The following is a 22,330-nucleotide window of genomic DNA, read 5'->3' on the forward strand; positions in this document are numbered from 1 at the left end:
GCCCGGTGGTGTCAGCGGGCCGTGAGACGGAAGGTCATGCTGCCGAAGCCGACCATGTCGCCGTCGGCGACGACGATCGAGCCCGTCACCCGGCGGCCGTTGACCGTCGTTCCGTTGGTCGAGCCGAGGTCGCGCAGCACCCACAGCCGGCCGTGGTGGCTCAGCTCCGCGTGCAGACGGGAGACCGTGTCGTGGCTGAGCCGCAGGCCGTTGGCCGGGTCACGGCCGATGCGCAGGGGGTGCGGGCCCGGCTCGGGGAGGAGCAGCGGGGGGAGTTTCTCCGCCTGCCAGGCCCTGCGCAGCCGGACCGAGAAGGCGGAGATCCGGCCGACCGCGCCGTAGAGCCGGCGCGACCAGCGGGGCTCGCCCGTCAGATCGGCGGTGAGCGCCGCCAGCTCCTCCGAGCGGCGTGCGGCGAGGACCAGTTCCATCCGGTGCACAAACGTCTCGTGCGACAGCTTGCCCTGGGCCGCGCCCTCTTTCAGCACGTCGAGGACACGCTCGCGCTCGGCGTCGGACAGCCGCGCGGGATACGTGTGGGACTCGTAGGAGGACGTCACGCTCCAGATTGTCGGGCCGAAAGGGCCGAGGTGTCCAGAAGGGGCGCCGGAAGGGGCGACTCCTCCGCCGTCGCTGACCTGCACGGAAGCGCGGGTTCCGCCCCCACCGGCACGGAAGGCCGCCCGGGAATACCGATGGACGGCCCACCGCCCGGACCTCTACTCTGAGCGCTACGCCGAACACGACGGAAGGAGGCGAGTGCCGTGTACACCACACCGTTCCCGCGCTCCCGCCCCGTCCGCCCGGCGTCCGCAGTCTGACCGGGAGCGCAACGCACTTTCTCCCGGAGGACCGTCCTCATGACCGATCTGGTCATCCGCGCGCTCGACGAGAGCGACGCGCACCTTTTCGACACCCTGCCCGACCCGCTCGGCGTGGGCCGCGCACTGGCCCGTGCCACGCACCGCCCCGACTGGAAGCGGGTGGCGCTGCGCGACGGCAGGCTCGTCGCCCGGGCCGCCTGGTGGGGCGGCCCCGACGACGAGGCCCCCGTCAACGTCAACTGGTTCGACATCGCGGAGGGCGAGGAGGAAGCGGGCGCCGAACTGCTGCGCACCTCACCGTTCCAGGTCGAGTACGAGCTGATCCTGCCTGCCGGCTGGCGGGACGATCCCCGTGCCCGGGCGGCCGGTGAGGCCCGCATCCGGGCGGCGAAGGCGGCCGGTATGGAGGTGCTGGTGGAGCGCTACCAGTACCGGTGGACGCCCGACTGCGGACTGCCCGAGCGACCGGGACGGCTGGTGTTCCGGCCGGAGCCGGACGACGCCGTGTTCTTCGACGCCCTGCGCCGCATCCACTCCGTGACCCTGGACGCGCACGCGCTCCGCGCCGTCGCCGAGGGCGGTCTCGACCGGGCCGCCCAGGAGGAGCTGGACTTCTTCAACTGGTGCCCGTCGCCCCGCGACTGGTGGCAGCTCGCCCACACGCGAGACGGTGAGCTGGTCGGCATCCACATCCCCGCACGCAACCCGTCGGGCCCGTGCGTCGGCTTCATCGGCGTCGTCCCGGAGCAGCGGGGCCGGGGATACGCGTACGATCTGCTGGCCGAGTGCACGCACCGACTGGCCGAGCAGGGCGCCGAGTTCATCGCGGGCGCCACCGATCAGGGAAACTTCCCCATGGCCGCGAACTTCGCCAAGGCCGGTCACCCGGTCGTCCAGGAACGCGTCCACCTCGTGCCGCCGTCAGGGCACTGACGCGCCGAGCGGCCGGGGGCACCCGTACCGCGGGCGTCCCCGGCCGCGGTCACGCACTGGCGGCCCGCTTCTGCGCGGCGATCACGTCCCGGTACCAGGCGTACGACGCCTTGGGCGTGCGCCGGAGCGTGTCGTAGTCGACGTGGACGAGGCCGAAGCGCTGCGACGCGCCCTCGACCCACTCGATGTTGTCGGTGAGGGACCAGGTGAAGTAGCCCCGCACGTCGGCGCCTTCGCCGATCGCCCGGTGCAGCGCGCGCAGATGCGCGTCGAGGAAGGCGATACGGCGTCGGTCGTCGAGCCCGCCGTACGAGCAGCCGTTCTCGGTGATGACGACGGGCGGCAGCCGGTCGCCGTAGCGTGAGCCGAGCGAGCCGAGCAGTTCGCGCAGCCCGTCGGGGACGACGGGCCAGCCGAAGTGGGTGCGTTCGGCCGTTTCGATCTCCCGCAGCCCGAACGGCAGTTCGTCGGGCATGTCCACGCCGGCGAAGCCGTCGAGGGCGTCGTCGGCGGGGGCGCCGACGAGCATGGGGCAGTAGTAGTTCACGCCGTAGAAGTCGAGCGGCTGGGAGATGACCGCCAGGTCGTCGGCGACGGGGCCGGGCATCAGGGCGGCGAAGTTCTCGTCCGGGTAGGCGCCGGTCAGCAGCGGGTCGGCGAACAGGTGGTTGGTGACCGTGTCGTACAGCTCCGCCGCGAGCCGGTCCTCGTCGCTGTCCCCGGCCGTCCACACCGGGGAGTGGGAGACGGCGATCCCCACCCGCTCGGCGCCGGCCGCCCGCAGGGCCTGGACGGCGAGGCCGTGGGCGAGCAGCTGGTGGTGGGCGGCGGGCAGCGCGTCGAAGAGCAGCCGCCGGCCGGGGGCGTGCTCGCCCAGCGCGTAACCGAGGAGGGTGACCTCGGCCGGCTCGTTGACGGTCATCCACATCGGGACCCGGTCGGCGAGCCGCTCCGCGACGACGGACGCGTACTCGGCGAACCGCAGAGCCGTCTCGCGGCGCAGCCAGCCGCCGGCCTCGTCCAGCGGGAGCGGGGTGTCCCAGTGGTAGAGGGTCGGCGCGGGCGTGATGCCGTGGGCGCACAGCTCGTCGACGAGCCGGTCGTAGAAGTCGAGCCCCCGGGCGTTGACCGGGCCGCTGCCGCCGGGCACGACCCGCGGCCAGCTGACGGAGAAGCGGAACGCGTCCGCACCGAGCCCCGCGAGCAGCGCGACGTCCTCCCGGTAGCGCTCGTGGAAGCCCGTGCCGCGCGCGGCGTCGGCGCCGTCCTTGATACGGCCCCGGGCGGCGAAGGCGTCCCAGCCGGAGGGGCCCTTGCCCTCGGCGTCGGCCGCGCCCTCGGTCTGGAAGGCGGAGGCGGACGCTCCCCACAGGAAGCCGGGCGGGAAGGCGGGCAGCGGCTCGGGCGGCGTCGACATGCTCCGTGACCTTAATGGCCCAAGCGCCCCGCCTGAAGAGCGCGTTGTTGCCAGGATGTGTGGACAGAACATGGGTGGATAGGGCATCGACGACGAGGGGACGCCAGTGCTGCTGTTCGAGGTGTGGGCGCCGAACGCCGAGGAGCGGGTCACCCTGTGGCTCGAGGGTGCCGAGCATCCGATGGAGCGTGCCCAGGGCCGGGAGGGGTGGTGGGTCACCGAGGCGGCGGCCGAGGACGGCGCCCGGTACGGCTTCGCCCTGGACGGCGGCCCGGTACGGCCGGACCCGCGCTCCCGCCGGCAGCCGGACGGCCCCGACGGCGCCAGCGCCGTCGTCAGCCAGGACGCCTACACCTGGCGGCAGGACTGGCCGGGCCGCGGCCTGAGGGGCGCCGTCGTCTACGAGCTCCACATCGGCACGTACACGACGGAGGGCACGCTCGACGCGGCGGCGGCGCGCCTGGGCGAGCTGGCGGAGCTCGGCATCACCCATGTGGAGCTGATGCCGCTCTGCTCCTTCCCCGGCGTGCACGGCTGGGGTTACGACGGGGTGTCCCCCTGGTCGGTCCACGAGCCGTACGGCGGCCCGATGGCGCTGAAGCGCTTTGTCGACATGGCGCACGGGCACGGCCTGGGCGTGGTGCTCGACGTGGTCCACAACCACCTGGGTCCGTCCGGCAACCATCTGCCCGCCTACGGGCCGTACTTCACCGACACGCACCACACGCCGTGGGGCTCCGCGGTCAATCTCGACGCCCCCGGCTCCGACGAGGTGCGCGCCTATCTGATCGGCAGCGCGCTGGCCTGGCTGCGCGACTACCGGCTCGACGGGCTGCGGCTGGACGCGGTGCACGCGCTGGTGGACGACCGCGCGCTGACGTTCCTGGAGGAGCTGTCGGCAGCCGTCGACTCCCTCGCCGGCGACCTGGGCCGCCCGCTGTTCCTGATCGCCGAGTCCGACCGGTGCGACCCCCGGACGACGACCCCCCGCGAGCAGGGCGGCCTCGGGCTGCACGCCCAGTGGAACGACGACTTCCACCACGCCCTGCACACCGCTCTGACCGGCGAGTCCCAGGGATACTACGAGGACTTCGCCCGCGCCCCGATGGCGGCGCTGGCCAAGACGCTGACCCGCGGCTTCTTCCACGACGGCACGTACTCGTCGTTCCGCGGCCGGACGCACGGCCGCCCCGTCGACGTGGCGAACACCCCCGCGCACCGCTTCCTCGGCTACGCGCAGACCCACGACCAGATCGGCAACCGGGCGCTCGGCGACCGGCTCTCCGCCACCCTCTCCCCCGGCCTGCTGGCGTGCGCGGCGGCGCTCGTGCTCACGGGCCCGTACACGCCGATGCTCTTCATGGGCGAGGAGTGGGGCGCCGGCACCCCCTGGCAGTACTTCACCGACCACACCGACCCCGGCCTCGCGGAGGCGGTACGGGCGGGCCGGCGCCGGGAGTTCACCGCACACGGCTGGTCCGAGGACCAGGTGCCCGACCCGCAGGACCCGGCGACCCGGGAGCGTTCGTGCCTGGACCGGTCGGAACGGGAGCGCGAGCCGCACGCCGCGCTGCTGGCGTGGCATCGCGAACTGATCGCGCTGCGCCGCGCGCTGCCGGACCTCGCCGACCCGGACCTGGCGGCGGTGAAGGTCGCCTTCGACGAGCAGGCCCGCTGGCTGGCGTACCGGCGCGGTGATCTGCGGGTCGCGGTCAACCTCGCCAAGGAGCCGGCCGAGATCGCGCTGGGCGGCGGCGGGCGGGTCGCGGCGGCGTGGGGTGAGGTGTCGCCGCCCGACCGCGACGGGGTGCTGCGGCTGCCGCCGCAGAGCTGCGCGGTGCTCGCCGACTCCTGACGCGTACGGGACCGCCGAGTCGGGTGGTCGGTCAGCTTCGTCCGGAGCCGTAGCTGTCGCGGCACATCGCGGTGATGTCCCGGTTCGTCAGCCCGTCGGACGCCTCGCACAGCCCGCGCATGTCGTGCCCCGTACGCGGCTGCGGCGGGCGCGGCTGCTGGGGCCGGGGGCGGGGCGGCTTCACCCGGCGGTCCGGCTCCGGGACCGCCCGGCGGTTGGGCGGGGCCGCCGTGGGGCGGTGCTGCCGGACCGGTCCGCTCCGCCTCTTCGGGGCGGGGCCCTCGGCGACCGCCTTCTCCTTCGCCTCCGGCCGCGTTTTCGGCTGCTTCCTGGGGCCGGTGGGTGCGAGGGTCTGGCTCGGCGACGGCTGGATGGCGTCCCTCGGTTCGAGGGGCGCCGACGAGCGGTCCCCCGCCGGGGCCAGGCTCGGGGCCGGTGCGGCCGGTGGCGTCGAGGGGACGGACACGCAGCCGGTCACACCGGTCAGGAGCAGCGAGGCGAGGGCCAGGGTCCGGGAAGTGCGCATCCACCCAGCCTGCCGCAGAGGACGCCTCCGACCTGCGCCGACACCGCGTAACCACCGACACGGGTGACCCCGGTCAACCACGCGCCCCGACCCGTGTCACCCTCGGTCCGAACCCCGGGCCGGCCCGCTCAGCCCTGGTCGTCGTCGCCCCGGTGCCGCTCCTCCTCGGCGACCAGTCGTTCCAGCAGCGCCTGGAACTCCTCGCCGATCAGGATCTGCAGGCCGTCGCCGTCGTCGACCCGCTCACTGAGCTGGGTGAGCCTGCCGTCGTGCCACCAGTAGACGAACGGGCTGATGGCACCCGGGGTGTCCTCGAAGCCCGTGGCCGCGAAGGCCGCCATCCCGTTGAGCGCGGGAAGGATGCCGGTGTCGTGGATGGCGTGGAACGCGATCTGGTGCCGGAAGGGCATCGCCACCAGCGCGCCGTCTGCGGTCAACTCCTCGCCGGTGACCTGCCGTACGAGCGTCTCCAGCGCCAGGACCCGGCTCGCCGTGTAGAAGGAGTCGCCGAGCACGACCTCGAAGCGCATGCCCTCGGCGTCCCTGATGGACTCGTGCGCCTCGATGGGCAGGCCGCGGAGGTTGTAGAGCGCCTGGTCACGCAGGTACGGCAGGTCGCCGAGCGGTTCGAGGGCGTCGTCCGTGAGCATCATGACGCTCTCCGGCAGGTCCAGCGCGAGGATCTCGTACAGGCCGGGGGCGACGGTGCGGGCGTAGGCGAAGTCGCGCGGGTCCAGGCCCTCCGCGCCGACGACGCGCGGGTAGAGCTGGGCGCGGATCTGCTCGGGGGGCAGGGTCTCCAGGGCGGAGGGCGCGTCCATGGTGCGCAGCACCATGCCGACGTGCTGGCGGACCAGTTCGGACCAGACGCGCGGTCCCCGTTCGTCGTTGTGGCAGACGGCGGCGAGATTGCCGAGCCCGAACTGCCGGCCGGCGCTGTCGGAGACCATGTCGGCGTAGACGGTCACCTCGAGGCCCTTTTCCGCGAACGCCTCGCGGACCTGGGAGCGGAACCGGGTGCCTTCGTCGGCGGAGAAGAAGGAGAACTCGGGGTCCCGGGGCGCATCGCGTCCGTCACGCTTCGGCCCTCGCCGGAACAACCCCACGTCAACCGCCCTCCGCTCGAACATGTCAGTGATTCGAGCGTACCGATCCGAGGTGAACGGCGGGGCCCGCCCCTCGGTGGGCCGGCCCGTCGGTCCCGCGTCGGCCCGTCCTCAGGTCTGCTCGACCACGAGGTCGGCCCGGTCCCGGCCGCGTGCGACCAGCCGCGCGTTGGCCTCGTCGGAGTCGTGGACCCAGCGCTCGGCGAAGGGCCGTTCCTTCCCGAAACGCACATGCCGGTCGACGAGTCGGCGCACCCGCACATCCTGGCGGAGCTCCAGGAACCACGTCTCGTCGAGGAGCGGACGGACGCGGGCCCAGTCGCCCTCGTCGTGCAGCAGGTAGTTCCCCTCGGTGACGACGAGCGGCACACCGGCCGCGACCGGGATGCAACCGGCGACCGGCTCCTCCAGCGCCCGGTCGAAGGCGGGCGCGTAGACGGTGACCGCCGGGTCGGGGTCGCGCAGCCGGGCCAGCAGGGCGGCGTATCCGGCGGCGTCGAAGGTGTCGGGCGCGCCTTTCCGGCCGGCGCGCCCGAGGCGGGCCAGCTCCCGCTGGGCGAGGTGGAAGCCGTCCATGGGGACGAGGACCGCCAGGCCGTCCAGCGCGCCTACGAGCCCCTCCGCGAGAGTGGACTTCCCGGCTCCGGGGGCGCCCGCGATCCCGAGGACGCGGCGGCGCCCGGGCACGGCGAGCCGGCGGGCGCGCTCGATCAGGTGGTCAGGGACGGCCATGGCGAGCATTGTCGCACTCACGTACTACGTATAACGTGCCCTGCATGTCCTACATCGCCCTGGTCACCCTCGTCGTCCGCGACTACGACGAGGCCATCGCCTTCTACACCGACGCCCTCGGTTTCGACCTGGTCGAGGACACCGACCGCGCCGGGGGTACCTCCCATGCCGAAGGCCATGGGGGAGGCGGCCGCTGGGTCGTGGTCCGCCCGCCGGGCTCCGACCCGGGGACGGGCCTGCTCCTGGCCCGTGCCAAGGACGAGGGCCAGCGCGGCTGTGTGGGCGCGCAGACCGGCGGCCGGGTCGGATTCTTCCTCCACACCGACGACTTCGCCCGCGACCACGCCCGGATGACGGCGGCGGGGGTCCGTTTCCTGGAGGAACCGCGGCACGAGCCGTACGGCTCGGTGGCGGTCTTCGAGGACCTGTACGGCAACCGGTGGGACCTGCTGCAGCCCAAGTAGCCCTCGGCGTATGACGGATCAGGCGCTGGAGATCGTCCTCGGCCTGCCCGCCTGGCAGGACCTGGCCCACCCGGGCGCCGGTCCCGCCCTGGCACATGTGCTCCGACGAGTTGACGGCGTACGAGCCGCTCGACACGCTGCCGCGCACCGCGCTGCGGGACGTGGGTGCCGGTGCTCCCCCGGCGCGCTCCCGGCAGCCCGGCCCGCGGCTCCGCTCAGCGGTCCGAGCCGGGCACCACGCTGAAGCGGACGCAGACCACGTCCGTGTCGTCGTCCACCGCGTGCCCCACGCTCCGCCAGTAGTCGAGGTGCACCTCGCGCCAGTGCGCGAGGCTCGTGCAGCCCTCGCCCTCGGCCTGCGCGAAGTCCCACGTCACCGACCGGAACGGGACGGTCTCGACCGACTCGACGTCGACCTCCGCGACACGCTCTCCCATGCTGCCGACGAGCACCAGCCGCTCGCCCACGGTCTCCGGTGCTCAGGTCAAGGGTGCGCAGTCCGTCGATACGTGGCCACATGACCGCCACTTCACGACCGGCCGTCCCCTACAGCGGCAGCGCGCACACGGCGACCGGGGACCTGAACGCCGGTCCGGCCGGGCGGAGTCCACCGGTGCGGCGGTCGACGTGGAAGACGGTGACCGTGCCGGAGCGCTGGTTCGCCGCGAAGAGCAGACCGCCGGGCGGCGAGAGCGCGATGTGGCGGGGGAACTCGCCGCCCGCGGGCACGGTGTCCAGCAGCCGCAGCCGCGAGCCGCCGGCCTCGACGGCGTAGCGGGTCAGGCTGTCGTGGCCGCGGTTGGCGAGGTACGCGTACCGGCCGTCGCCCGTGACGACGAGCTGGGCGGGGTGGTTGATGCCCGGCCCGGTGCCGGTGGGCTGCGGCGCGGCGGGGCGCAGCCGGCCGGTCGCGGGGTCGTAGGCGCAGACCTGGACGGTGTTGTCGAGTTCGTTGGCGAGATACGCGTACCGGCCCGAGGGGTGGAAGGACAGGTGCCGCGGTCCGGCGCCGGGGCGCACGGTCGCGCGGGAGACCTCGTGCAGCGTCCCGGCCCCGGTGTCGAGGCGGTACGTGTAGACCGTGTCGGTGCCGAGATCGACGGCGAGCACATGGCCTCCGTCCGGGCTGGTGACGATCTGGTGCGCGTGCGGGCCGTCCTGCCCGGGTCCGGGCGGCGGGCTGTCGTGGCTGACCTTGTCCGTACGCCCGCCGAGCGCGCCGGACGCCTCCAGCGGGTGCACGGCCACGGTCCCGGAGCCGTAGTCGGCGCTGAGCAGCCAGCGCCCGGACGGGTGCACGGAGAGGTGGCAGGGCGCGGCCCCGCCGGTGGGACGGCTGCCGAGGACGTCGGCCGTGCCGCCCTCGGCGATCCGTACGGCGGTCACCGAGCCGTTCTCGCGCTCGTTGACGGCGTACAGGGTGTGCCCGGAGGGGTGCGCCGCGAGGTACGAGGGGTCGGCGACGCCTTCGACGACACCGGTCCCGGTGATCCGCCCGGTCCGTTCGTCGTACGTCGCCAGCCCGATGCCGGACCCGCCGCCTTCGGCCGAGGTGTACGTCCCCAGGAACAGGGGGCGGGTGCGCTGCCGGGGAGCGGACGAGGCGGGGGCGGGCGCCGGCTGCGAGCGGGGCCGGGTGGTGGCGGAGTCCTGGGCCGTTCCGCAGCCGGGCAGCGCGGCGGCCGCGGCCAGCGCCGGCAGCCCGGTGAGGAAGCGGCGCCGGCCGGGCCCCGTGACCGTGTCCGTACTCATGTCCCTGCCCATGCCCATGCAGCGTAGGGCAGCGGGCGCGGCGGGGGTCATCGGCGCGGTTCGGCCTCCTCGTCGTCGTACTCCGCGTCCTCGTCCTCGTCCTCGTCCTCGTCCGCTTCGTCTTCCTCGTCCTCGTCCGCTTCGTCTTCCTCGTCCTCGTCCGCTTCGTCTTCGTCTTCCTCGTCTTCCTCGCCCTCGTCCCGGCCCTCGCGTTCCGCGTCCTCCTCGTCGTGCTCGTCCTCGCGCGACGCTTCCTCTTCCTCGATCGCGTCCTCGTGGCTGACCACGACCTCACCGTCGCGGATCTCACCGCGCCAGCCGTCGGGCTCCTCTTCCGTCAGGGTCGCGTGGCGCTGGAAGTTCTTGAAGTCCAGCCGCAGCCGACGTCCTTGGGCACGCCACAGGTTGCCCGTCTTCTCGAAGAAGCCGGAGGGGTAGTACTCGACAACGAGCACGATGCGGGTGAGGGACGGAGCCAGTTCGTGGAAGCTCACGCATCCCCGGGTGCTTCCCTTTGCGCCCTCCGACGTCCAGACGATCCGGTCGTCGGGTATCTGTTCCTGGACCGTCGCCGACCAGCCGCGCGTGGACGGCCCCACCTTGACCTTCCAGTCGCTGGAGATCTCGTCCTTCTGCGAGACGCTTCGTACACCCTTGGTGAAGCCGCTGAATGCCTCGTACTGGGTCCAGTGGTCGTACGCGGTACGGATCGGCACCCCCACGTCGAGCGTCTCGATGATGTTCATGACCTTGGTCTCACCGGACTTGCGCCCGCCGCCTTTGCCGCCCACTGCGTCCTTCACCTTGCCCACGACGTTGTCCTTGATGCTCCCGGCCTTGGCTGCCACCACCTTCTTCATCAGCCCGCCGGCGAGCTTTCCGCCGGGGTTCCCGCCACCGAGGTTCAGGCCGCCGCCTTCTGCGACGTCGAGAAGCCTGTCCGTGAGGCCGGTCAGCTTGTCCCCGGCCGAGTCGGCCAGGCGGTCGGCCCGGGCCCCGAGATAGTCGACGACCTCCTCACGGAGCTGGTCCATGCCGGAACTCTTCCCCTTGCCCGGGATTCGCGTGTCTGTGCCGGTCATGGCGCTACCTCTGCCGTGAGTCGGAGCTTGACGGCGGGCTCTTCGCGGCGGATCCCTTCCCGCCTGCCGCTTTCTTGGCGGGTGCCTTGGCTTGGGCCGCCTTCTTGCCAGGGGCCTTCTTCGCCGACGTCTTCTTGACGGGCCCCTTTCCTACGAGGGCCCGGTCGCCGGCGCGGTTCTTCGAGGGCCGGGCACTCTTTCCGGCGGGCGCGCCACCGCGCCGCTGCCGCGGCTCGTCGCCCTCGTCCCGGTCCTGGTCCTCCCCCTCGCCCTTCTCCTCGTCCCGCTCTTCGTCCTCGTCCCGCTGTTGCTCCTCGTCCTCGTCCCGCTGTTGCTCCTCGTCCCGCCCTTCGTCCTCGCCCTGCTCCTCCTCGTCCCGCTTCCCGCGTCCCTCCAGCCTCCGCGTGCGCTCGTGGAGAGAGTCGGCCAGCCCTGCCAGGCTGCGGTCCGCGGAGGCGGTCAGCGCCTGGCGGCCCGCTTCCATCAGCTCGCCACGGACCTGGTCGCCCAGCTCGGCGAACTGCGGCGCGTCCTTCAGCTTCTGCAAGCCCCCGGCGACCAGCTCCTGCGGATCGAGCCCGAGGCGACGGCCCGTGAGGTAGGTGGCCACTGCGAAGGCGAGGCGCCCCTTCTTCGCGCGCCCGAGGACGTAGCCGCCGGCGACGGCGGCCCCCAGCGCGACTTTGGTCGTGTCCTTCATGAACTGCTCCCTCTGCCTGGGCGGCAAGCCCTTCATCCCAACGCCGTTACTCCAGCGAGCCGTTGCGGCCGCCCGAGTCCCAGGCCACGTGACGATCGATGCAGCGGAGATATGCCTATATGCTGAAATTGTACGTTTGGGTAGCAATCGACACGAGACAGGGCGAACGGCACCCCTCAGACCGACGAGAAGGGCCGATGACTTCCTCAGAACCCGCCCGGCGGCGGTCCAAGACCAAGCCCGCCCACATCATTCGGTCAGCGGCCGACCAGCTGTCGGAGCTGCTCGGCCGCGCCCCGGAGTCCGTTTCGGCACTGAAGCCGACCGAGGACGGCGGCTGGGAAGCGGACGTGGAGGTGCTGGAACTGGAACGGATCCCCGACACCACGAGTGTGCTGGCCAGCTACAAGGTCACGCTGGACGACGAGGGCGATCTCGTGGAGTACCGGCGGACCCGGCGCTACACACGCGGCCAGCTCGACCGGCCGACCTGAGCGGAACCGCCACCGACGAAGGGAGGCACCATGACCGTGGTGCCGCAAGGCGGAGGCAACGTCTCCCGAGGGGGAGGCGCCGGCTCCGGAAATCTCTACGACGTCCTCGAGCTCATCCTCGACCGCGGATTGGTCATCGACGTCTTCGTGCGCGTCTCGCTGGTCGGCATCGAGATCCTGAAGATCGACGCCCGGGTCGTGGTGGCCAGTGTGGACACGTATCTGCGCTTCGCGGAGGCGTGCAACCGGCTCGACCTCGAGTCCGGCAGAAAGGCGCCGACCCAGCTGACCGACATCGTCGGCGACTCGGTCGAGAGCGGTGCCCGCGGCAAGTCGAAGGGCGCCCTCAGCGGAGCGGTGGAAGCGGTCACCGATTCGCTGACGGGGGGCGGAGAGAACAGGCGCGCCGACGAGGGCGAGGAGGAACGCGCGGAGGCCGCGGAGAAGGAGCCGGTGGAGAGGCAGAGGCCGGCCCGGCGGTCCAGCCGGCGGGAAAGGGAACGCGGGAGGGAGTGACCCCCGCAGTGAGGAGTGACCATGGCCGTGTACGTCTACTCGATCACCAGCGACCGGCACCCTCTGCGCATCGATGACGTCGAGGGCGTCGGCGATCCGCCCGCGTCCGTGCGGAAGGTGGCCGCGGGGCCACTGTGCGCGGTCGTCAGTGACGCACCGGAAGGCCTGCGTCCCAAGCGCCGGGATGTGGCCGCGCACCAGGCGGTACAGGAGCGCCTCATGGCGGACGGCCCCATCCTCCCCCTCCGCTTCGGCCTCACCGCTGCCGACGACGAAGCGGTCCGGGAGGCTGTGGAGAAGCGGACCGCCGAGTACGCGGAACGTCTGGACGCGCTGCGCGGCTGTACCGAGTACAACCTGAAGGCACGGCAGGAGGAAGAGGCGCTGCTGCGCGAGATCCTGCAGGAGTCGGAGACCGCCCGGCAGCTCAACGACGAGATCCGCGGCGGCAACGCCTCTCCGGATCTACCGGTGCGACTCGGTGAGTTGGTGGCCGCTGAGGTCCAGGCACGGCAGGAGGCCCTGGCCTCCGGAATCGTGGAGGCGCTCCGCCCCTTCGCCCGGGAACTGAGCGTCTCCCAGCCGGCGGGCGAGGACTTCGTCAATGTGTCGTTCCTCGTGGCGGAGGACCAGGAGGAAGCCTTCCTGACCACCGAACTGAGTGTCGCCAATCAGCTGGGCGACGGTTTCGAGTTCCGGCTCAACGGGCCGCTGCCGCCGTACAGCTTCGTCTGAAAGGCCGGTCGTCATGGGCTTGTTCACCCAGATCGTCACGCTGCCGCTGGCGCCCGTGCGGGGTGTCGTGTGGGTGGTGGACCGCGTGCGGGAGGCGGCGGAGGAGGAGTACTACGACCCCGCGCCCGTCCACCGTGCCCTGGCGGAGCTGGAGGCTCGGCTCACCGCGGGCGAGATCGACGAGGAGACCTTCGACCGGAGGGAGGACGAACTGCTGGACCGCCTGGAAGAGATCATGGCGCACCGGTCGGAGATCCGGCAGTGACGCCGACACGGCATGCACAGTGACGCAGCGCGAGACGCGAGGTCCCGATCGTGACCGAACCCCTGGCCGGCCGGACCGGCTCCTACCCTTCCCGAGCAGCGCCGCAGTACGCGCAGGGCTCGTCGGCGAACCTCGCCGACATCCTGGAACGGGTCCTTGACAAGGGCATCGTGATCGCGGGCGACATCCAGATCAATCTGCTCGACATCGAGCTGCTGACCATCAAGCTCCGGCTGATCGTCGCCTCGGTCGACAAGGCGAAGGAGATGGGCATCGACTGGTGGGAGCACGACCCCTCCCTGTCGTCCCGTGCCACTCCCGAGCGCTCGCTCGCCGCGGAGAACCGGCGCCTGCGCGCCGAGATCGACGCACTTCGGCGCAGCGAGGCGCTGACCGACCCCGGCACGGAGGCCGATGAGGTGCCTCCCGCCGCAGAGGCCGATGAAGCACCCGCCCGCCGCGGAGGAAACCGGAGGAACACGAACCGATGACCGCTGAGGACACCGCGTACGTCACCTACGTCTACGCCGTCGCCCGCTGCGGCGACGCCCTGCGCGGGCCCGTGACGGAGCTGGAGGGCGTGGCGGGCGCGCCCGTACGGCTCCTCCCGGGCACGGGTGACGGGGCTCCGGCCTTCGTGGCGAGTTCGGTGCGCGCGGATGACTTCGACGAGGCCGCCCTGCGCCGGCACCTGGAGGACCTCGAATGGCTGGAGACGGTCGCACGGGCCCACCACGCGGTGATCGAGGCGCTCGGTGCCGCGACGACGGTCCTGCCGCTGCGGCTCGCGACCGTGTACCTGGACGACGATCGCGCCCGTGCGGCGCTCGCCGAGGGCCGCACGGCGTTCGAGCGGCTGCTGGCGCGACTGGAGGGGCATGTCGAATGGGGCGTCAAGATCTATGTGGACTCCTCCGACGAGGCCGTGGAGCCGCCGGCACCCGATCCCGCCGCCTCCACGGGAGTCGGGCCAGGACGGTCCTATCTGCGCAACCGCCGCGCCCAGTACAGCGTCCGGGAGAGCGCGCACCGGGCCGCACAAACGGCGGCGGACCGCGTCGAGGCGGCGGGGCGGGCGCTCGCCGGCGACCGGGCGCGTCACCGGGTCCAGCAGGGCGAGCTCGCGGGTGCGGCGGGCTCACGGGGCGAGAACGTCGTCAACGACGCGTATCTGCTGTCCGAAGACCGCTCGGACGCGTTCCGCGCCGAGGTGGCGCGGGCCGCCGACGACCTGCCCGGTGTACGGGTGGAGATCACGGGCCCCTGGGTGCCGTACTCCTTCACGACCCCTCCGGAGACGGCCCACGCCGAAGGCGCCGAGGGCGGCCGGTCATGACGGAGCCCGCCGCACCCGCTGCGCGGGACCCTCTCCCCCAGCGGCAGGTCGCCCTGATCGATCTGCTGGACCGGCTGCTCAGCGGCGGGGTCGTCATCACCGGCGACGTACTGCTCTCCATCGCGGACATCGACCTCGTCCGCGTCTCGCTGCGGGCCATCGTCGTGTCCGTCAACGCCGAGACCAGGCCGCTCTGGGCGCGGTCGTTGCCGGAGGGCGAGCCGGATGTCCGATGACGCCCCTCGTTCCCCCGGACGGCTGGAGGAGGTCGCCGACGCCGCCGCCCGCGCGTTCCGGCTCCTCCCGGCGCCTCCGCAGGACCTGCCGGCGGACGGGGGACGGACGCCCGCGCCGGCCCGCAGGATCCGCGCCGATCCGGACACCGTCGAACGCGATCTGATGAAGCTGGTCCTCACCCTGGTGGAGCTGCTGCGCCAGCTCATGGAGCGACAGGCACTGCACCGCGTCGATCAGGGTGATCTCACGGAGGAAGAGGAGGAGCGGCTGGGGGCGACGCTGCTCCTGCTGCACGACCGCATGACCGGCCTGTGCGCCCAGTACGGGCTGAGCATGAAGGACCTCAACCTCGACCTCGGCCCCCTGGGGACTCTGCTGCCGCCCGGCGACTGACCGCCGGCGACCGCGGCCCGGATCACGGACCCGGAGTACGGGGCAGGGAGCACAGGCCAGGCGTTCGGCCCGGAGTACGGCTTCGGAGTGCGGGTGGGCAGTGCCGGTCCGGTGTGCGGCGCCGATGCGGGCGCTGACCGCGCGGCACGGACTGCGGCGGCACGCGGCCGGGTACGTGCTGACGACGACACGGACAGCGAAAGGCGGACCCGGATGACCACGCTCCGCCACGAGAACGCCTTCCCCGGCGCGGACGCCCTCGTCGAGGGCGCCCCCGGTCTGCGCGCGACCGGGCGTGGGCTGCGGGCCGCGCGGCTGCCCGAGTGGACGCGGCGGCAGGTGCTCGACCCGTTCTTCGGGCTGGAGGCCGAACTGTCCGCCGGTGCGCGGCTCGCGCTGCGCACCGAGTCCACCTCGCTGGAGCTGACGCTGCACGCCGTCCGTGTGCCGGGCCCCGACGGGGAGCCGGCGCCCGCCGCGGTCGATCTGGTCGCCGACGGCCGCCTGCTCCGCCGTGAGCGGCTCACCGGCGGGGATCTGATGCTGCCCGCCACGGCGGAGAGCGAGGCGACGCTCGTCCCCGGCCGGCCGGAGACGATCCGCTTCGCCGGTCTCCCCCCGGGACCGAAGGAGGTCCGGATCTGGCTGCCGCACACCGCCGTCTGCGATCTGGTCTCGCTCCGCGGCGACCGGCCGGTGCTGCCGTCGCCGCGGGCCGCGTCCCTGCCGCGCTGGGTCCACCACGGCTCGTCCATCAGTCACTGCGTGGAGGCCGAGGGCCCGGCGGGCATGTGGCCCGCCGTCGCGGCGACGGCCCGTGACCTGCATCTGACGAACCTCGGGCTGTCCGGCAACGCGATGCTGGACCCCTGCGTGGCGCGCACGATCCGGGACCTGCCCGCCGATTTCATCAGCCTGGAGATCGGCGTCAACATCGTGGGCGCGGGGGCCATGCGGCTGCGGACCTTCTGGCCCGCCGTCCACGGCTTCCTCGACACGATCCGGGAGCGCCACCCCGACGTCCCGCTGGTGGTCCTCTCCCCCATCCCGTGCCCGGCCCTGGAGGAGTGCCCCGGCCCCCTCGCCGTCGACCCGGTCACCGGGCGGGTCCGCGCCGTGGGAGACCCGCGGGACATCCCGCTCGGCGCGCTCACCCTCTCCGCCGCACGGGACCTCCTCGCGCGTCTCGTCCGGGAGCGGCAGCGCGACGACCCGGCCCTCGTCCATCTCGACGGACGGACCCTGCTGACGCCGGACGAGACTGCGGACCTGCACGACGGGCTGCATCCGGACGCGGCGGCCTGTCTGCGTATGGGGACACGTTTCGCCGATTTCCTCGGATCGCACGGTGAAGCGTCGCGAATTCTTCACAGGACGAATACGCGGTGAATTCTCAGAGCCGGCGCATGCGCGCGGCAATACCGTGGCCGTCCAGCAGATAGATCACGGCGGGCAGGCCGTAGTCGAGGAGGACCCGAAGCCCGCGTTACACGGCACCTGTCGCCGCGAATACGGGAGATTCACGTGAGCGCGGTTTCCGCCGACCACCGCGTCACGTCAGCCGGAAGACCGGACCCCGGGGCGTGAACGGCAGCGCGCGGCCCTGGGGCACCAGAAACGCGTGCTCGCGCCGGATGCGCAGGACGTCGCACCATCCGTCGGTGATGACCAGGACGGGGGCCGTCGCCGGGAAGTCGTCGGCGCGCTGCAACAGGTCGATGCCCGGCTGCAGTTCGGTCCCGCCGCGCCCGCGCACCCGGACCCGGCCGGCGATCTCGGCCGGCGGCAGACAGCCGGCGTCGTACGCCGCCGCGTCGCAGAACACCACGCGCGCGGCGGGTACGTCGCGCGCCTGGGCGTACGAGGCGATGGCGCCCAGCGCCTTGCCGAGCAGCGCGGTGTCCATCGAGCCCGAGGTGTCGAGGACGACGCCGAAGGTGCAGCGCGGCGTCTCCTCGGGCGGGAACCAGCGCCCCGCGCGCGGAATGTCCGGCGTGGACGCCTGCCGGCGGGCGGGGCGGGCGTAGGTCCGTACGGGCTCGGGCCGGGGCACGTACTCGTCGAACCAGCGGGCGAGCCGCGCGTCCCACGGCACGGGCGGGTGGGCCAGCGCCCGTATCTCCTGGACCAGTCCGGCGGGCAGCAGCCCGCGCTCGCCGTGCTGGTGCAGGTCGAAGCCCTGCATGAGACCGCGCCGGTAGAACTCGTCCAGGTCGGTGTACGGGCGGGCCGCCGGGTGGGGCAGCGGCTCGCCGAGGATGTCCCCGGCGCCCTTGCCCCGCAGGGTCGCGAGCCGCCGCTTGCGCCGCAGGTCCGTGGCGATGCGGTCGTAGACCTCCTCCACGGACAGGTCCTTCAGCGCCGGGTCGTACAGCAGCCCCACCGGCATGTCGCCGACCCGCATCTGTACGAGCCAGTCGTTGACGACGTAGTCGGCGGCGACGTTGAAGAGGTACGGGTCGCGGGCGCCGCGGCGTTCGCCGTGGCGCAGGGCGGCGTGCAGCATCTCGTGGGCGAGGATGAAGCGCCATTCCTCGTCGGTGAAGGTGCGCAGCGGGTTGACGTAGATCTCACCGGCGACGGAGCTCACGGCGGCGATCGCGATGCCCTGCGTCCGGGCGAGTTCCGCGTCGGCGACGACGGTGAGACCCGCGGCGAGGCCGCCGAGCAGCGGGTACGAGGAGACGAACCAGTTCAGCGCCCGGTTCCAGGGCCGCTGCGGCACACGCTCGCCGGTGATCCGGTCGCGGCGGCCGCCCGCCACGTCCATGGCGGCGGACATGCTGCGGGTCAGCGCGTGCGCGAAGGCGGTCTCCCAGTCGGGGACGTAGCCGTTCCACCCCCGGTGCCACGTCGTCAGCACCTGGTCGGGGTGGTCACCCGCGGTGCCGCACTGTGCGTAGGCGGCCGGGATGCCGTCGCGGCGCCAGCGGGCCGCGAGCTGCTCCTCGTCGCCTCCCGGATACGTCTCCGGGAGGTGCGCGGGAGGGCTGCCGACGGGGAAGGTGAGCAGGAAGCGGTTGACGACGGTGCAGCGCGCCGCGAGGTCGAACCGGTCGGGCTGCTCACGCCGCTTGCCCTCGGACGCGGGCACATGGCCGAAGCCCAGGTGCAGCAGGCAGTGCGCCAGGGTCCACGCCCAGTCGGACGGCTCGGCCCGTTTGGTCGGGTGGACGTGGACAACGCCGTTCGAGTCGACCGCCGCAAGGCCGCCGACCGGGTTCGCGGCGCACTTGTGCTGCCGGCAGAAGTCGGCCTCGACAGCGGCGAAGGCCGGGTTCCGTTTGACCAGGGCGAGCCCGGCGGCGAAGGCCTCCATGGCCGGGTCCGGCCTGCCCTTCTTCCCGCCCGGCGTGGCCTTCACCGCCGGGCCTCGACCAGCCGGGGCATGTCCCGTGCGGCCTCGACCAGGAACCAGGCGGGCAGCACCGGCTGCCCGTCGGCGTCGTCCGCGATGACGGTCTGCGCGACCTCGACGGAGATCTCCGCGAGCTGGACGAGCAGCGACTTGGCACGGTGGACGGTCTGGCGCAGGGACGGCGAGACGTGTTCCTTCTGCCGGGGCAGGTCCTTCAGGAGCCGTCCCCGGAACGCGTCGGCGAGGTAGTAGAGCAGGTCCCGGTCCTCGAGCCGGGTGGGCCACGAGGCGTCGCCCTTGAGGATCGCCTCGATGCCGAAGGTGTGGCGCACGATCTTCGCGTAGCCGCAGAAGGAGACGGCGTGCGCGGGCGTGAGCGTGCCGTGCACGACCACCTTCAGCGTCTCCTCGTCCAGGGTCGGCCCGAAGGAGTGCAGGGCGTCGGAGAGCATGTGCCAGGAGCGGGGCGTGGAGAACGGCTCCTCGGTCTTCGGCGGCTGCGACCAGAGGTGGTCGGGGCGGTCGGTGAGGTAGTCCGTCACCCAGGGGTGGATGCCGTGCTCTCCCGCCCACACCAGCCAGTCCGTCGCCGACGCCCGCAGATGGACATGGGTGAGCCGGTTGACCAGCGCGGACGCGATCGGCCGCGCCAGCGCGTTGTCCGTGGCGCGATTGCCCGCGCCGATGACGATCGACCCGGCGGGCAGCTCGTACGAACCGATCCGCCGGTCGAGGATCAGCGAGTAGAACGCCTTCTGGACGTCGGGGGTGGCGGCGTTCAGCTCGTCCAGGAAGAGGCAGTACGGCTCGTCGCGGGCGATGGCCTCCGGCGGGCAGAACACCGACCGCCCGTCGCGGATCTGCGGCACGCCGATCAGGTCCTCCGGCGCGAGCTGCGTCCCCAGCATGCTGACGCACTCCAGCCCCAGCGACTCCGCGAACCTCCGCACCAGCGACGACTTCCCGATCCCGGGCGCTCCCCACAGGAACACGGGCCGCACGGTGGCGAGTCCCAGGAGCAGTTCGGGGATCTGGGCGGGAGTGACGGTGACGGCAGCCTGCACGCGGAGGTTCCTTCGGGCTCGGGAGATCGGGCCTGCCCGGAGCGGGCGGCCCGCCCAGTGTGGGCGCGGCCGACGCCCGCGCGCAGCCCAATTTCGCTCGCCCCGCGGCTACATGTCGAGCTCCACGCGCACGGTCTTGCCCACCGGCACGCGGTCGAGCACCGCCCACCGGTCGGCCAGCGCCTCGACGAGCAGCAGACCCCGACCACCGTCGGCGAGCGGCGGCTGCCCCGGCCTTCCACGTGCGGTGGGCGCATGGGCGGTCCCGCATTTCGCCAGGATGCCTGTACCGGGGCGGAGTTGGAAATCCTGAGGCTGCCGGTGCAGCAGTCTGCTTTGTGATCGACTGGAGGCGTGGAAGCTATCTGGACAAGTGCAGTGGCGGTCGCCGGTACGTTGCTGGGTTCGGTGATGACGCACACCTTCCAGCGCCTCTCTGCCAGGCGCAACGAGCTGTTCACGCGGGCTGAAGCGCTACGTCAGGAGCGCATAGCCACGTACAGCGCGTTCGCTGCGGCAGCGGAGGACTACCGCCACGGCCAGGCGTACCGCTGGTACCGCAAGCAGGAGGACCCGGACGGAGAGACGTTCATCCTGGCGCGGGACGAAGCGCACCGCCGCCGGACGGAGACCCGGCAAGCGCTCTACCGGGTCAAGCTGCTCACCGACGACCGCGAGGTGATCCTCGCGGCCGAGCGGACCTACCGGCGCACCCGGGAGGTGTCGGAGGCAGCTGACCAGGCGGACAGGGACGCACGAGATTCCGCAGCGAGACGAGCGATCGAGGCGTTCGTCTCCAGCGCCTCCCTGCTGCTTCGCTGAGCCGGTGGGCGGTTCCCGGCATCTGGCACAGCACCTCGGGCTCAGCCCTCCACGAACAGGTCCTCGGCCTCGGTGACGGTGAGCGCCCGGTCCAGCCACCGGTCCAGCCTATCGAGGTCGGTGCAGGCGGCGATGCGGTCGCGGGTACTCTCCAGGGTCGGGATCTGACGCTTCTCGAGAACGCGGAGAACCATCTCCGCCCGCGCCTCCACCCGCCCTTCCTCACGTCCCTCTTCGACGCCCTTGAGGTACGACTCCTCGACGATGGTGCCCCGGCCGGGAAAGAAGGTTCCCCTGCTCATCAACGTCCTCCAGATGGTTCGGGCCGGGCTGTCGCCCAGGCCGATCTCCAGCAGCTCGGTGAAGTAGTCGGCGGATGCGCCGTCGGCGGATCCGATCGCGGAGGCCAGCGCCTCCAGTATTGCAGTGACGTTCGGGTCGGCGGCGTGTGTCATCGCCGAGAACGCGGCAAGTGCGAGATCCCGCGCCGCGTCCTCGGCGTCTTTGATCACGGGGATGTTGTCCGGCCCCAGAACCAGCGGATGCACCGCGAGCGCCGTCCGCCAGCCCTCGGGCCCCAGCTCGAAGGGCCCTGCGGCCCAGCGTGCCGTGGCCGGGTCCTGGCACGTCACAAGCAGCAGAACGGGGCACTCGTATTTCGCGCCGAGGTGGGCGAGGTAGTACGCCCAGCTCTGCGGCTTGACCTTGTCCCGCCGCCCTTGGGCCTCGATGGCGAGGAGGAAGCCGCCGGCTCTGCCCGCCGCCGGCTGGATGCGGAGCACGCTGTCGACCCTGCGTTCGAGCGGGCGGATCTCCGTCGCGTCGGGCGACAGAATCTCCACCGTCGCCGGCGCCGGAAGCGGGACACCCAGGATCCGGAAGACCGGCGCCAGGAGTTCCGGGCGGTCCTGGAAGATCCGGTGTGACGCCTCGTGTGAGGAAGTGACCATGATCGGAACGTAGGGGCCGCCGACACACCGGAATGCGCCTTTGGCATATGACCACCCGCCAGTGTGACAGTCGGGTGGTCACCTTGACGGGCCAGGCGTGCGCGTCAGACGTGTGCGACGCCCCCGTCCCTCGTCATCGCCGCGGCGATGTGGCGGTTGGTGGGCCTGCCAGACATCCTTCGGGACCTTCGGCAGCACGTCGTCCCAGAGCGGCAGACAGCTGCCGCGCAGCTGCATCATGCCCTCCGGCCTGGCGATCAGGAACATGTGCAGATGCGCGCCGCCGTCACCCCACTTGTTGACGTGGACGCGGGCGACACCGCCCAGCGACGTGATCGCGCGCTCCACCCGCTGGAGCATCCCGCCCAGCTCGACGGCACGCTCCGGCGGGAGTTCGTGCAGGTCGTAGTGGCCGCGCGGCTGGAGCAGGACCATCGCGGGAAGCGCGCCCGGTTCCGGGTCGGCGGTGAGCCGCCAGTGTTCGTCCGTCCACAGGAACTCGCTGTCGGGACTGCCGCAGGCCCCGCACTCCTCTGGACCGGCCTCGCCTTGCCGCCCGGGCTCCGGCAGCGTCGGCTCGTCCAGGATCTTGACCCGGAGGTCTCCCTCGTAGGGGAAGACCTCCCAGAACGGGATGCCGTCGGCGGGAAACGGTATCCGCTCCCCGATGGGCAACCGCCTTACGTACGGGCTCGGTTCAACAGTCATGGCCGCAGCCTCGCACAGGGGCGCGACCGCGGAACCCACCGCTCACCGCTCACGGCCGTGG

General features: G+C 72.4%; 26 protein-coding genes and 1 pseudogene. 13 read left to right on the forward strand and 14 right to left on the reverse strand.

Annotated features, from left to right (window positions below; genetic code table 11):
• Window positions 1-11: 11 nt before the first annotated feature.
• Window positions 12-560 (reverse strand): DUF1707 and FHA domain-containing protein, encoded by a 549-nt coding sequence (locus ACFYOP_RS18030; RefSeq protein WP_356894679.1) that lies wholly within the window; start codon window positions 558-560, stop codon window positions 12-14.
• 300 nt (window positions 561-860) lie between these two features.
• Between ACFYOP_RS18030 and ACFYOP_RS18035 the strand changes: the two genes are divergently transcribed.
• A complete protein-coding gene (locus ACFYOP_RS18035; RefSeq protein ID WP_356894681.1) occupies window positions 861-1,757 on the forward strand; it encodes a GNAT family N-acetyltransferase in 897 nt (298 codons plus the stop codon).
• Window positions 1,758-1,806: 49 nt separating this feature from the next.
• On the opposite strand, the gene ACFYOP_RS18040 is transcribed toward ACFYOP_RS18035, so the two are convergent.
• On the reverse strand, window positions 1,807-3,174 hold the full coding sequence (locus ACFYOP_RS18040) for a GH1 family beta-glucosidase (RefSeq protein WP_356894683.1): 1,368 nt from the start codon (window positions 3,172-3,174) through the stop codon (window positions 1,807-1,809).
• Window positions 3,175-3,283: 109 nt separating this feature from the next.
• On the opposite strand from ACFYOP_RS18040, the gene treZ reads away from it, so the two are divergent.
• Entirely contained in the window at window positions 3,284-5,029 is a 1,746-nt protein-coding gene (gene treZ, locus ACFYOP_RS18045) for a malto-oligosyltrehalose trehalohydrolase (RefSeq protein ID WP_356894904.1), read from the forward strand.
• Between the two features lie 31 nt (window positions 5,030-5,060).
• Here treZ and ACFYOP_RS18050 read toward each other — a convergent pair whose 3' ends face one another.
• From ACFYOP_RS18050 to ACFYOP_RS18060, 3 genes are all read right to left on the reverse strand, one after another.
• Entirely contained in the window at window positions 5,061-5,555 is a 495-nt protein-coding gene (locus tag ACFYOP_RS18050; protein ID WP_356894684.1) for a hypothetical protein, read from the reverse strand.
• Window positions 5,556-5,683: 128 nt separating this feature from the next.
• Window positions 5,684-6,661 (reverse strand): hypothetical protein, encoded by a 978-nt coding sequence (locus ACFYOP_RS18055; protein ID WP_356894906.1) that lies wholly within the window; start codon window positions 6,659-6,661, stop codon window positions 5,684-5,686.
• Window positions 6,662-6,772: 111 nt separating this feature from the next.
• A complete protein-coding gene (locus tag ACFYOP_RS18060) occupies window positions 6,773-7,402 on the reverse strand; it encodes a nucleoside/nucleotide kinase family protein (RefSeq protein ID WP_356894908.1) in 630 nt (209 codons plus the stop codon).
• Window positions 7,403-7,437: 35 nt separating this feature from the next.
• On the opposite strand from ACFYOP_RS18060, the gene ACFYOP_RS18065 reads away from it, so the two are divergent.
• Complete coding sequence (locus ACFYOP_RS18065) at window positions 7,438-7,857, forward strand: VOC family protein (protein WP_356894686.1); 420 nt, start codon at window positions 7,438-7,440, stop codon at window positions 7,855-7,857.
• A 215-nt stretch (window positions 7,858-8,072) separates the two neighbouring features.
• On the opposite strand, the gene ACFYOP_RS18070 is transcribed toward ACFYOP_RS18065, so the two are convergent.
• From ACFYOP_RS18070 to ACFYOP_RS18085, 4 genes are all read right to left on the reverse strand, one after another.
• The gene (locus ACFYOP_RS18070) at window positions 8,073-8,324 is read right to left on the reverse strand and encodes an ASCH domain-containing protein (RefSeq protein WP_356894688.1); all 252 of its coding nucleotides are present in this window, start codon (window positions 8,322-8,324) and stop codon (window positions 8,073-8,075) included.
• Window positions 8,325-8,403: 79 nt separating this feature from the next.
• Entirely contained in the window at window positions 8,404-9,609 is a 1,206-nt protein-coding gene (locus tag ACFYOP_RS18075) for a lactonase family protein (RefSeq protein WP_388451975.1), read from the reverse strand.
• Window positions 9,610-9,656: 47 nt separating this feature from the next.
• Entirely contained in the window at window positions 9,657-10,691 is a 1,035-nt protein-coding gene (locus tag ACFYOP_RS18080; protein ID WP_388451978.1) for an SRPBCC family protein, read from the reverse strand.
• Window positions 10,692-10,695: 4 nt separating this feature from the next.
• A complete protein-coding gene (locus ACFYOP_RS18085) occupies window positions 10,696-11,391 on the reverse strand; it encodes a histone protein (protein WP_356894694.1) in 696 nt (231 codons plus the stop codon).
• A 197-nt stretch (window positions 11,392-11,588) separates the two neighbouring features.
• Between ACFYOP_RS18085 and ACFYOP_RS18090 the strand changes: the two genes are divergently transcribed.
• The 9 genes from ACFYOP_RS18090 to ACFYOP_RS18130 all read left to right on the forward strand — a co-directional run bounded on the left by ACFYOP_RS18090 (window position 11,589) and on the right by ACFYOP_RS18130 (window position 16,756).
• Window positions 11,589-11,885, forward strand: a complete 297-nt coding sequence (locus ACFYOP_RS18090) for a gas vesicle protein (RefSeq protein WP_356894696.1) — start codon at window positions 11,589-11,591, stop codon at window positions 11,883-11,885.
• 30 nt (window positions 11,886-11,915) lie between these two features.
• A complete protein-coding gene (locus ACFYOP_RS18095; RefSeq protein WP_356894698.1) occupies window positions 11,916-12,401 on the forward strand; it encodes a gas vesicle structural protein GvpA in 486 nt (161 codons plus the stop codon).
• A 21-nt stretch (window positions 12,402-12,422) separates the two neighbouring features.
• The gene (locus ACFYOP_RS18100) at window positions 12,423-13,136 is read left to right on the forward strand and encodes a GvpL/GvpF family gas vesicle protein (protein ID WP_356894700.1); all 714 of its coding nucleotides are present in this window, start codon (window positions 12,423-12,425) and stop codon (window positions 13,134-13,136) included.
• 13 nt (window positions 13,137-13,149) lie between these two features.
• Window positions 13,150-13,401 (forward strand): gas vesicle protein GvpG, encoded by a 252-nt coding sequence (locus tag ACFYOP_RS18105; protein ID WP_356894702.1) that lies wholly within the window; start codon window positions 13,150-13,152, stop codon window positions 13,399-13,401.
• A 50-nt stretch (window positions 13,402-13,451) separates the two neighbouring features.
• Window positions 13,452-13,892: a gas vesicle protein gene (locus tag ACFYOP_RS18110; protein ID WP_356894704.1), complete on the forward strand. Its 441-nt coding sequence runs from the start codon at window positions 13,452-13,454 to the stop codon at window positions 13,890-13,892.
• Window positions 13,889-14,737 carry a GvpL/GvpF family gas vesicle protein gene (locus ACFYOP_RS18115; RefSeq protein WP_356894706.1) on the forward strand — a complete coding sequence of 283 codons (849 nt, stop codon included), beginning with the start codon at window positions 13,889-13,891 and terminating at the stop codon, window positions 14,735-14,737. Before ACFYOP_RS18110 ends, ACFYOP_RS18115 begins: the two co-directional genes overlap by 4 nt.
• The gene (locus ACFYOP_RS18120) at window positions 14,734-14,973 is read left to right on the forward strand and encodes a gas vesicle protein (protein ID WP_356894708.1); all 240 of its coding nucleotides are present in this window, start codon (window positions 14,734-14,736) and stop codon (window positions 14,971-14,973) included. The genes ACFYOP_RS18115 and ACFYOP_RS18120 overlap by 4 nt, the downstream gene beginning before the upstream one ends.
• A complete protein-coding gene (locus ACFYOP_RS18125; protein WP_356894710.1) occupies window positions 14,963-15,367 on the forward strand; it encodes a gas vesicle protein K in 405 nt (134 codons plus the stop codon). The genes ACFYOP_RS18120 and ACFYOP_RS18125 overlap by 11 nt, the downstream gene beginning before the upstream one ends.
• 213 nt (window positions 15,368-15,580) lie before the next feature.
• Entirely contained in the window at window positions 15,581-16,756 is a 1,176-nt protein-coding gene (locus tag ACFYOP_RS18130) for a GDSL-type esterase/lipase family protein (RefSeq protein ID WP_356894712.1), read from the forward strand.
• 163 nt (window positions 16,757-16,919) lie between these two features.
• On the opposite strand, the gene ACFYOP_RS18135 is transcribed toward ACFYOP_RS18130, so the two are convergent.
• The 3 genes and pseudogenes from ACFYOP_RS18135 to ACFYOP_RS18145 all read right to left on the reverse strand — a co-directional run.
• Window positions 16,920-18,686: a hypothetical protein gene (locus tag ACFYOP_RS18135; protein WP_356894910.1), complete on the reverse strand. Its 1,767-nt coding sequence runs from the start codon at window positions 18,684-18,686 to the stop codon at window positions 16,920-16,922.
• Window positions 18,687-18,727: 41 nt separating this feature from the next.
• Window positions 18,728-19,789: a MoxR family ATPase gene (locus ACFYOP_RS18140; protein WP_356894714.1), complete on the reverse strand. Its 1,062-nt coding sequence runs from the start codon at window positions 19,787-19,789 to the stop codon at window positions 18,728-18,730.
• Between the two features lie 108 nt (window positions 19,790-19,897).
• Window positions 19,898-20,011, reverse strand: a pseudogene (locus ACFYOP_RS18145) (ATP-binding protein); the annotation flags it as partial.
• 189 nt (window positions 20,012-20,200) lie between these two features.
• Between ACFYOP_RS18145 and ACFYOP_RS18150 the strand changes: the two are divergent.
• Window positions 20,201-20,611: a hypothetical protein gene (locus tag ACFYOP_RS18150; protein ID WP_356894716.1), complete on the forward strand. Its 411-nt coding sequence runs from the start codon at window positions 20,201-20,203 to the stop codon at window positions 20,609-20,611.
• Window positions 20,612-20,652: 41 nt separating this feature from the next.
• Here the strand turns inward: ACFYOP_RS18150 and ACFYOP_RS18155 are convergent, their stop codons facing one another.
• Together ACFYOP_RS18155 and ACFYOP_RS18160 are read right to left on the reverse strand one after the other, a co-directional pair.
• Window positions 20,653-21,561 carry a hypothetical protein gene (locus ACFYOP_RS18155; protein WP_356894718.1) on the reverse strand — a complete coding sequence of 303 codons (909 nt, stop codon included), beginning with the start codon at window positions 21,559-21,561 and terminating at the stop codon, window positions 20,653-20,655.
• Window positions 21,562-21,639: 78 nt separating this feature from the next.
• The gene (locus ACFYOP_RS18160; protein ID WP_356894720.1) at window positions 21,640-22,269 is read right to left on the reverse strand and encodes a hypothetical protein; all 630 of its coding nucleotides are present in this window, start codon (window positions 22,267-22,269) and stop codon (window positions 21,640-21,642) included.
• Window positions 22,270-22,330: the final 61 nt, after the last annotated feature.

The organism is Streptomyces sp. NPDC006294 (assembly GCF_042870895.1).
In the GTDB taxonomy this organism is placed as follows: Bacteria; Actinomycetota; Actinomycetes; order Streptomycetales; family Streptomycetaceae; genus Streptomyces.

Coding starts and splice junctions, on each gene's coding strand:
- ACFYOP_RS18035 (WP_356894681.1), top strand. CDS start 861: ATGACCGATCTGGTCATCCGCGCGCTCGACGAGAGCGACGCGCACCTT.
- ACFYOP_RS18040 (WP_356894683.1), bottom strand. CDS start 3,174: ATGTCGACGCCGCCCGAGCCGCTGCCCGCCTTCCCGCCCGGCTTCCTG.
- ACFYOP_RS18050 (WP_356894684.1), bottom strand. CDS start 5,555: ATGCGCACTTCCCGGACCCTGGCCCTCGCCTCGCTGCTCCTGACCGGT.
- ACFYOP_RS18060 (WP_356894908.1), bottom strand. CDS start 7,402: ATGCTCGCCATGGCCGTCCCTGACCACCTGATCGAGCGCGCCCGCCGG.
- ACFYOP_RS18065 (WP_356894686.1), top strand. CDS start 7,438: ATGTCCTACATCGCCCTGGTCACCCTCGTCGTCCGCGACTACGACGAG.
- ACFYOP_RS18075 (WP_388451975.1), bottom strand. CDS start 9,609: ATGAGTACGGACACGGTCACGGGGCCCGGCCGGCGCCGCTTCCTCACC.
- ACFYOP_RS18080 (WP_388451978.1), bottom strand. CDS start 10,691: ATGACCGGCACAGACACGCGAATCCCGGGCAAGGGGAAGAGTTCCGGC.
- ACFYOP_RS18085 (WP_356894694.1), bottom strand. CDS start 11,391: ATGAAGGACACGACCAAAGTCGCGCTGGGGGCCGCCGTCGCCGGCGGC.
- ACFYOP_RS18090 (WP_356894696.1), top strand. CDS start 11,589: ATGACTTCCTCAGAACCCGCCCGGCGGCGGTCCAAGACCAAGCCCGCC.
- ACFYOP_RS18095 (WP_356894698.1), top strand. CDS start 11,916: ATGACCGTGGTGCCGCAAGGCGGAGGCAACGTCTCCCGAGGGGGAGGC.
- ACFYOP_RS18100 (WP_356894700.1), top strand. CDS start 12,423: ATGGCCGTGTACGTCTACTCGATCACCAGCGACCGGCACCCTCTGCGC.
- ACFYOP_RS18105 (WP_356894702.1), top strand. CDS start 13,150: ATGGGCTTGTTCACCCAGATCGTCACGCTGCCGCTGGCGCCCGTGCGG.
- ACFYOP_RS18115 (WP_356894706.1), top strand. CDS start 13,889: ATGACCGCTGAGGACACCGCGTACGTCACCTACGTCTACGCCGTCGCC.
- ACFYOP_RS18120 (WP_356894708.1), top strand. CDS start 14,734: ATGACGGAGCCCGCCGCACCCGCTGCGCGGGACCCTCTCCCCCAGCGG.
- ACFYOP_RS18125 (WP_356894710.1), top strand. CDS start 14,963: ATGTCCGATGACGCCCCTCGTTCCCCCGGACGGCTGGAGGAGGTCGCC.
- ACFYOP_RS18130 (WP_356894712.1), top strand. CDS start 15,581: ATGACCACGCTCCGCCACGAGAACGCCTTCCCCGGCGCGGACGCCCTC.
- ACFYOP_RS18135 (WP_356894910.1), bottom strand. CDS start 18,686: ATGGAGGCCTTCGCCGCCGGGCTCGCCCTGGTCAAACGGAACCCGGCC.
- ACFYOP_RS18150 (WP_356894716.1), top strand. CDS start 20,201: ATGACGCACACCTTCCAGCGCCTCTCTGCCAGGCGCAACGAGCTGTTC.
- ACFYOP_RS18155 (WP_356894718.1), bottom strand. CDS start 21,561: ATGGTCACTTCCTCACACGAGGCGTCACACCGGATCTTCCAGGACCGC.
- ACFYOP_RS18160 (WP_356894720.1), bottom strand. CDS start 22,269: ATGACTGTTGAACCGAGCCCGTACGTAAGGCGGTTGCCCATCGGGGAG.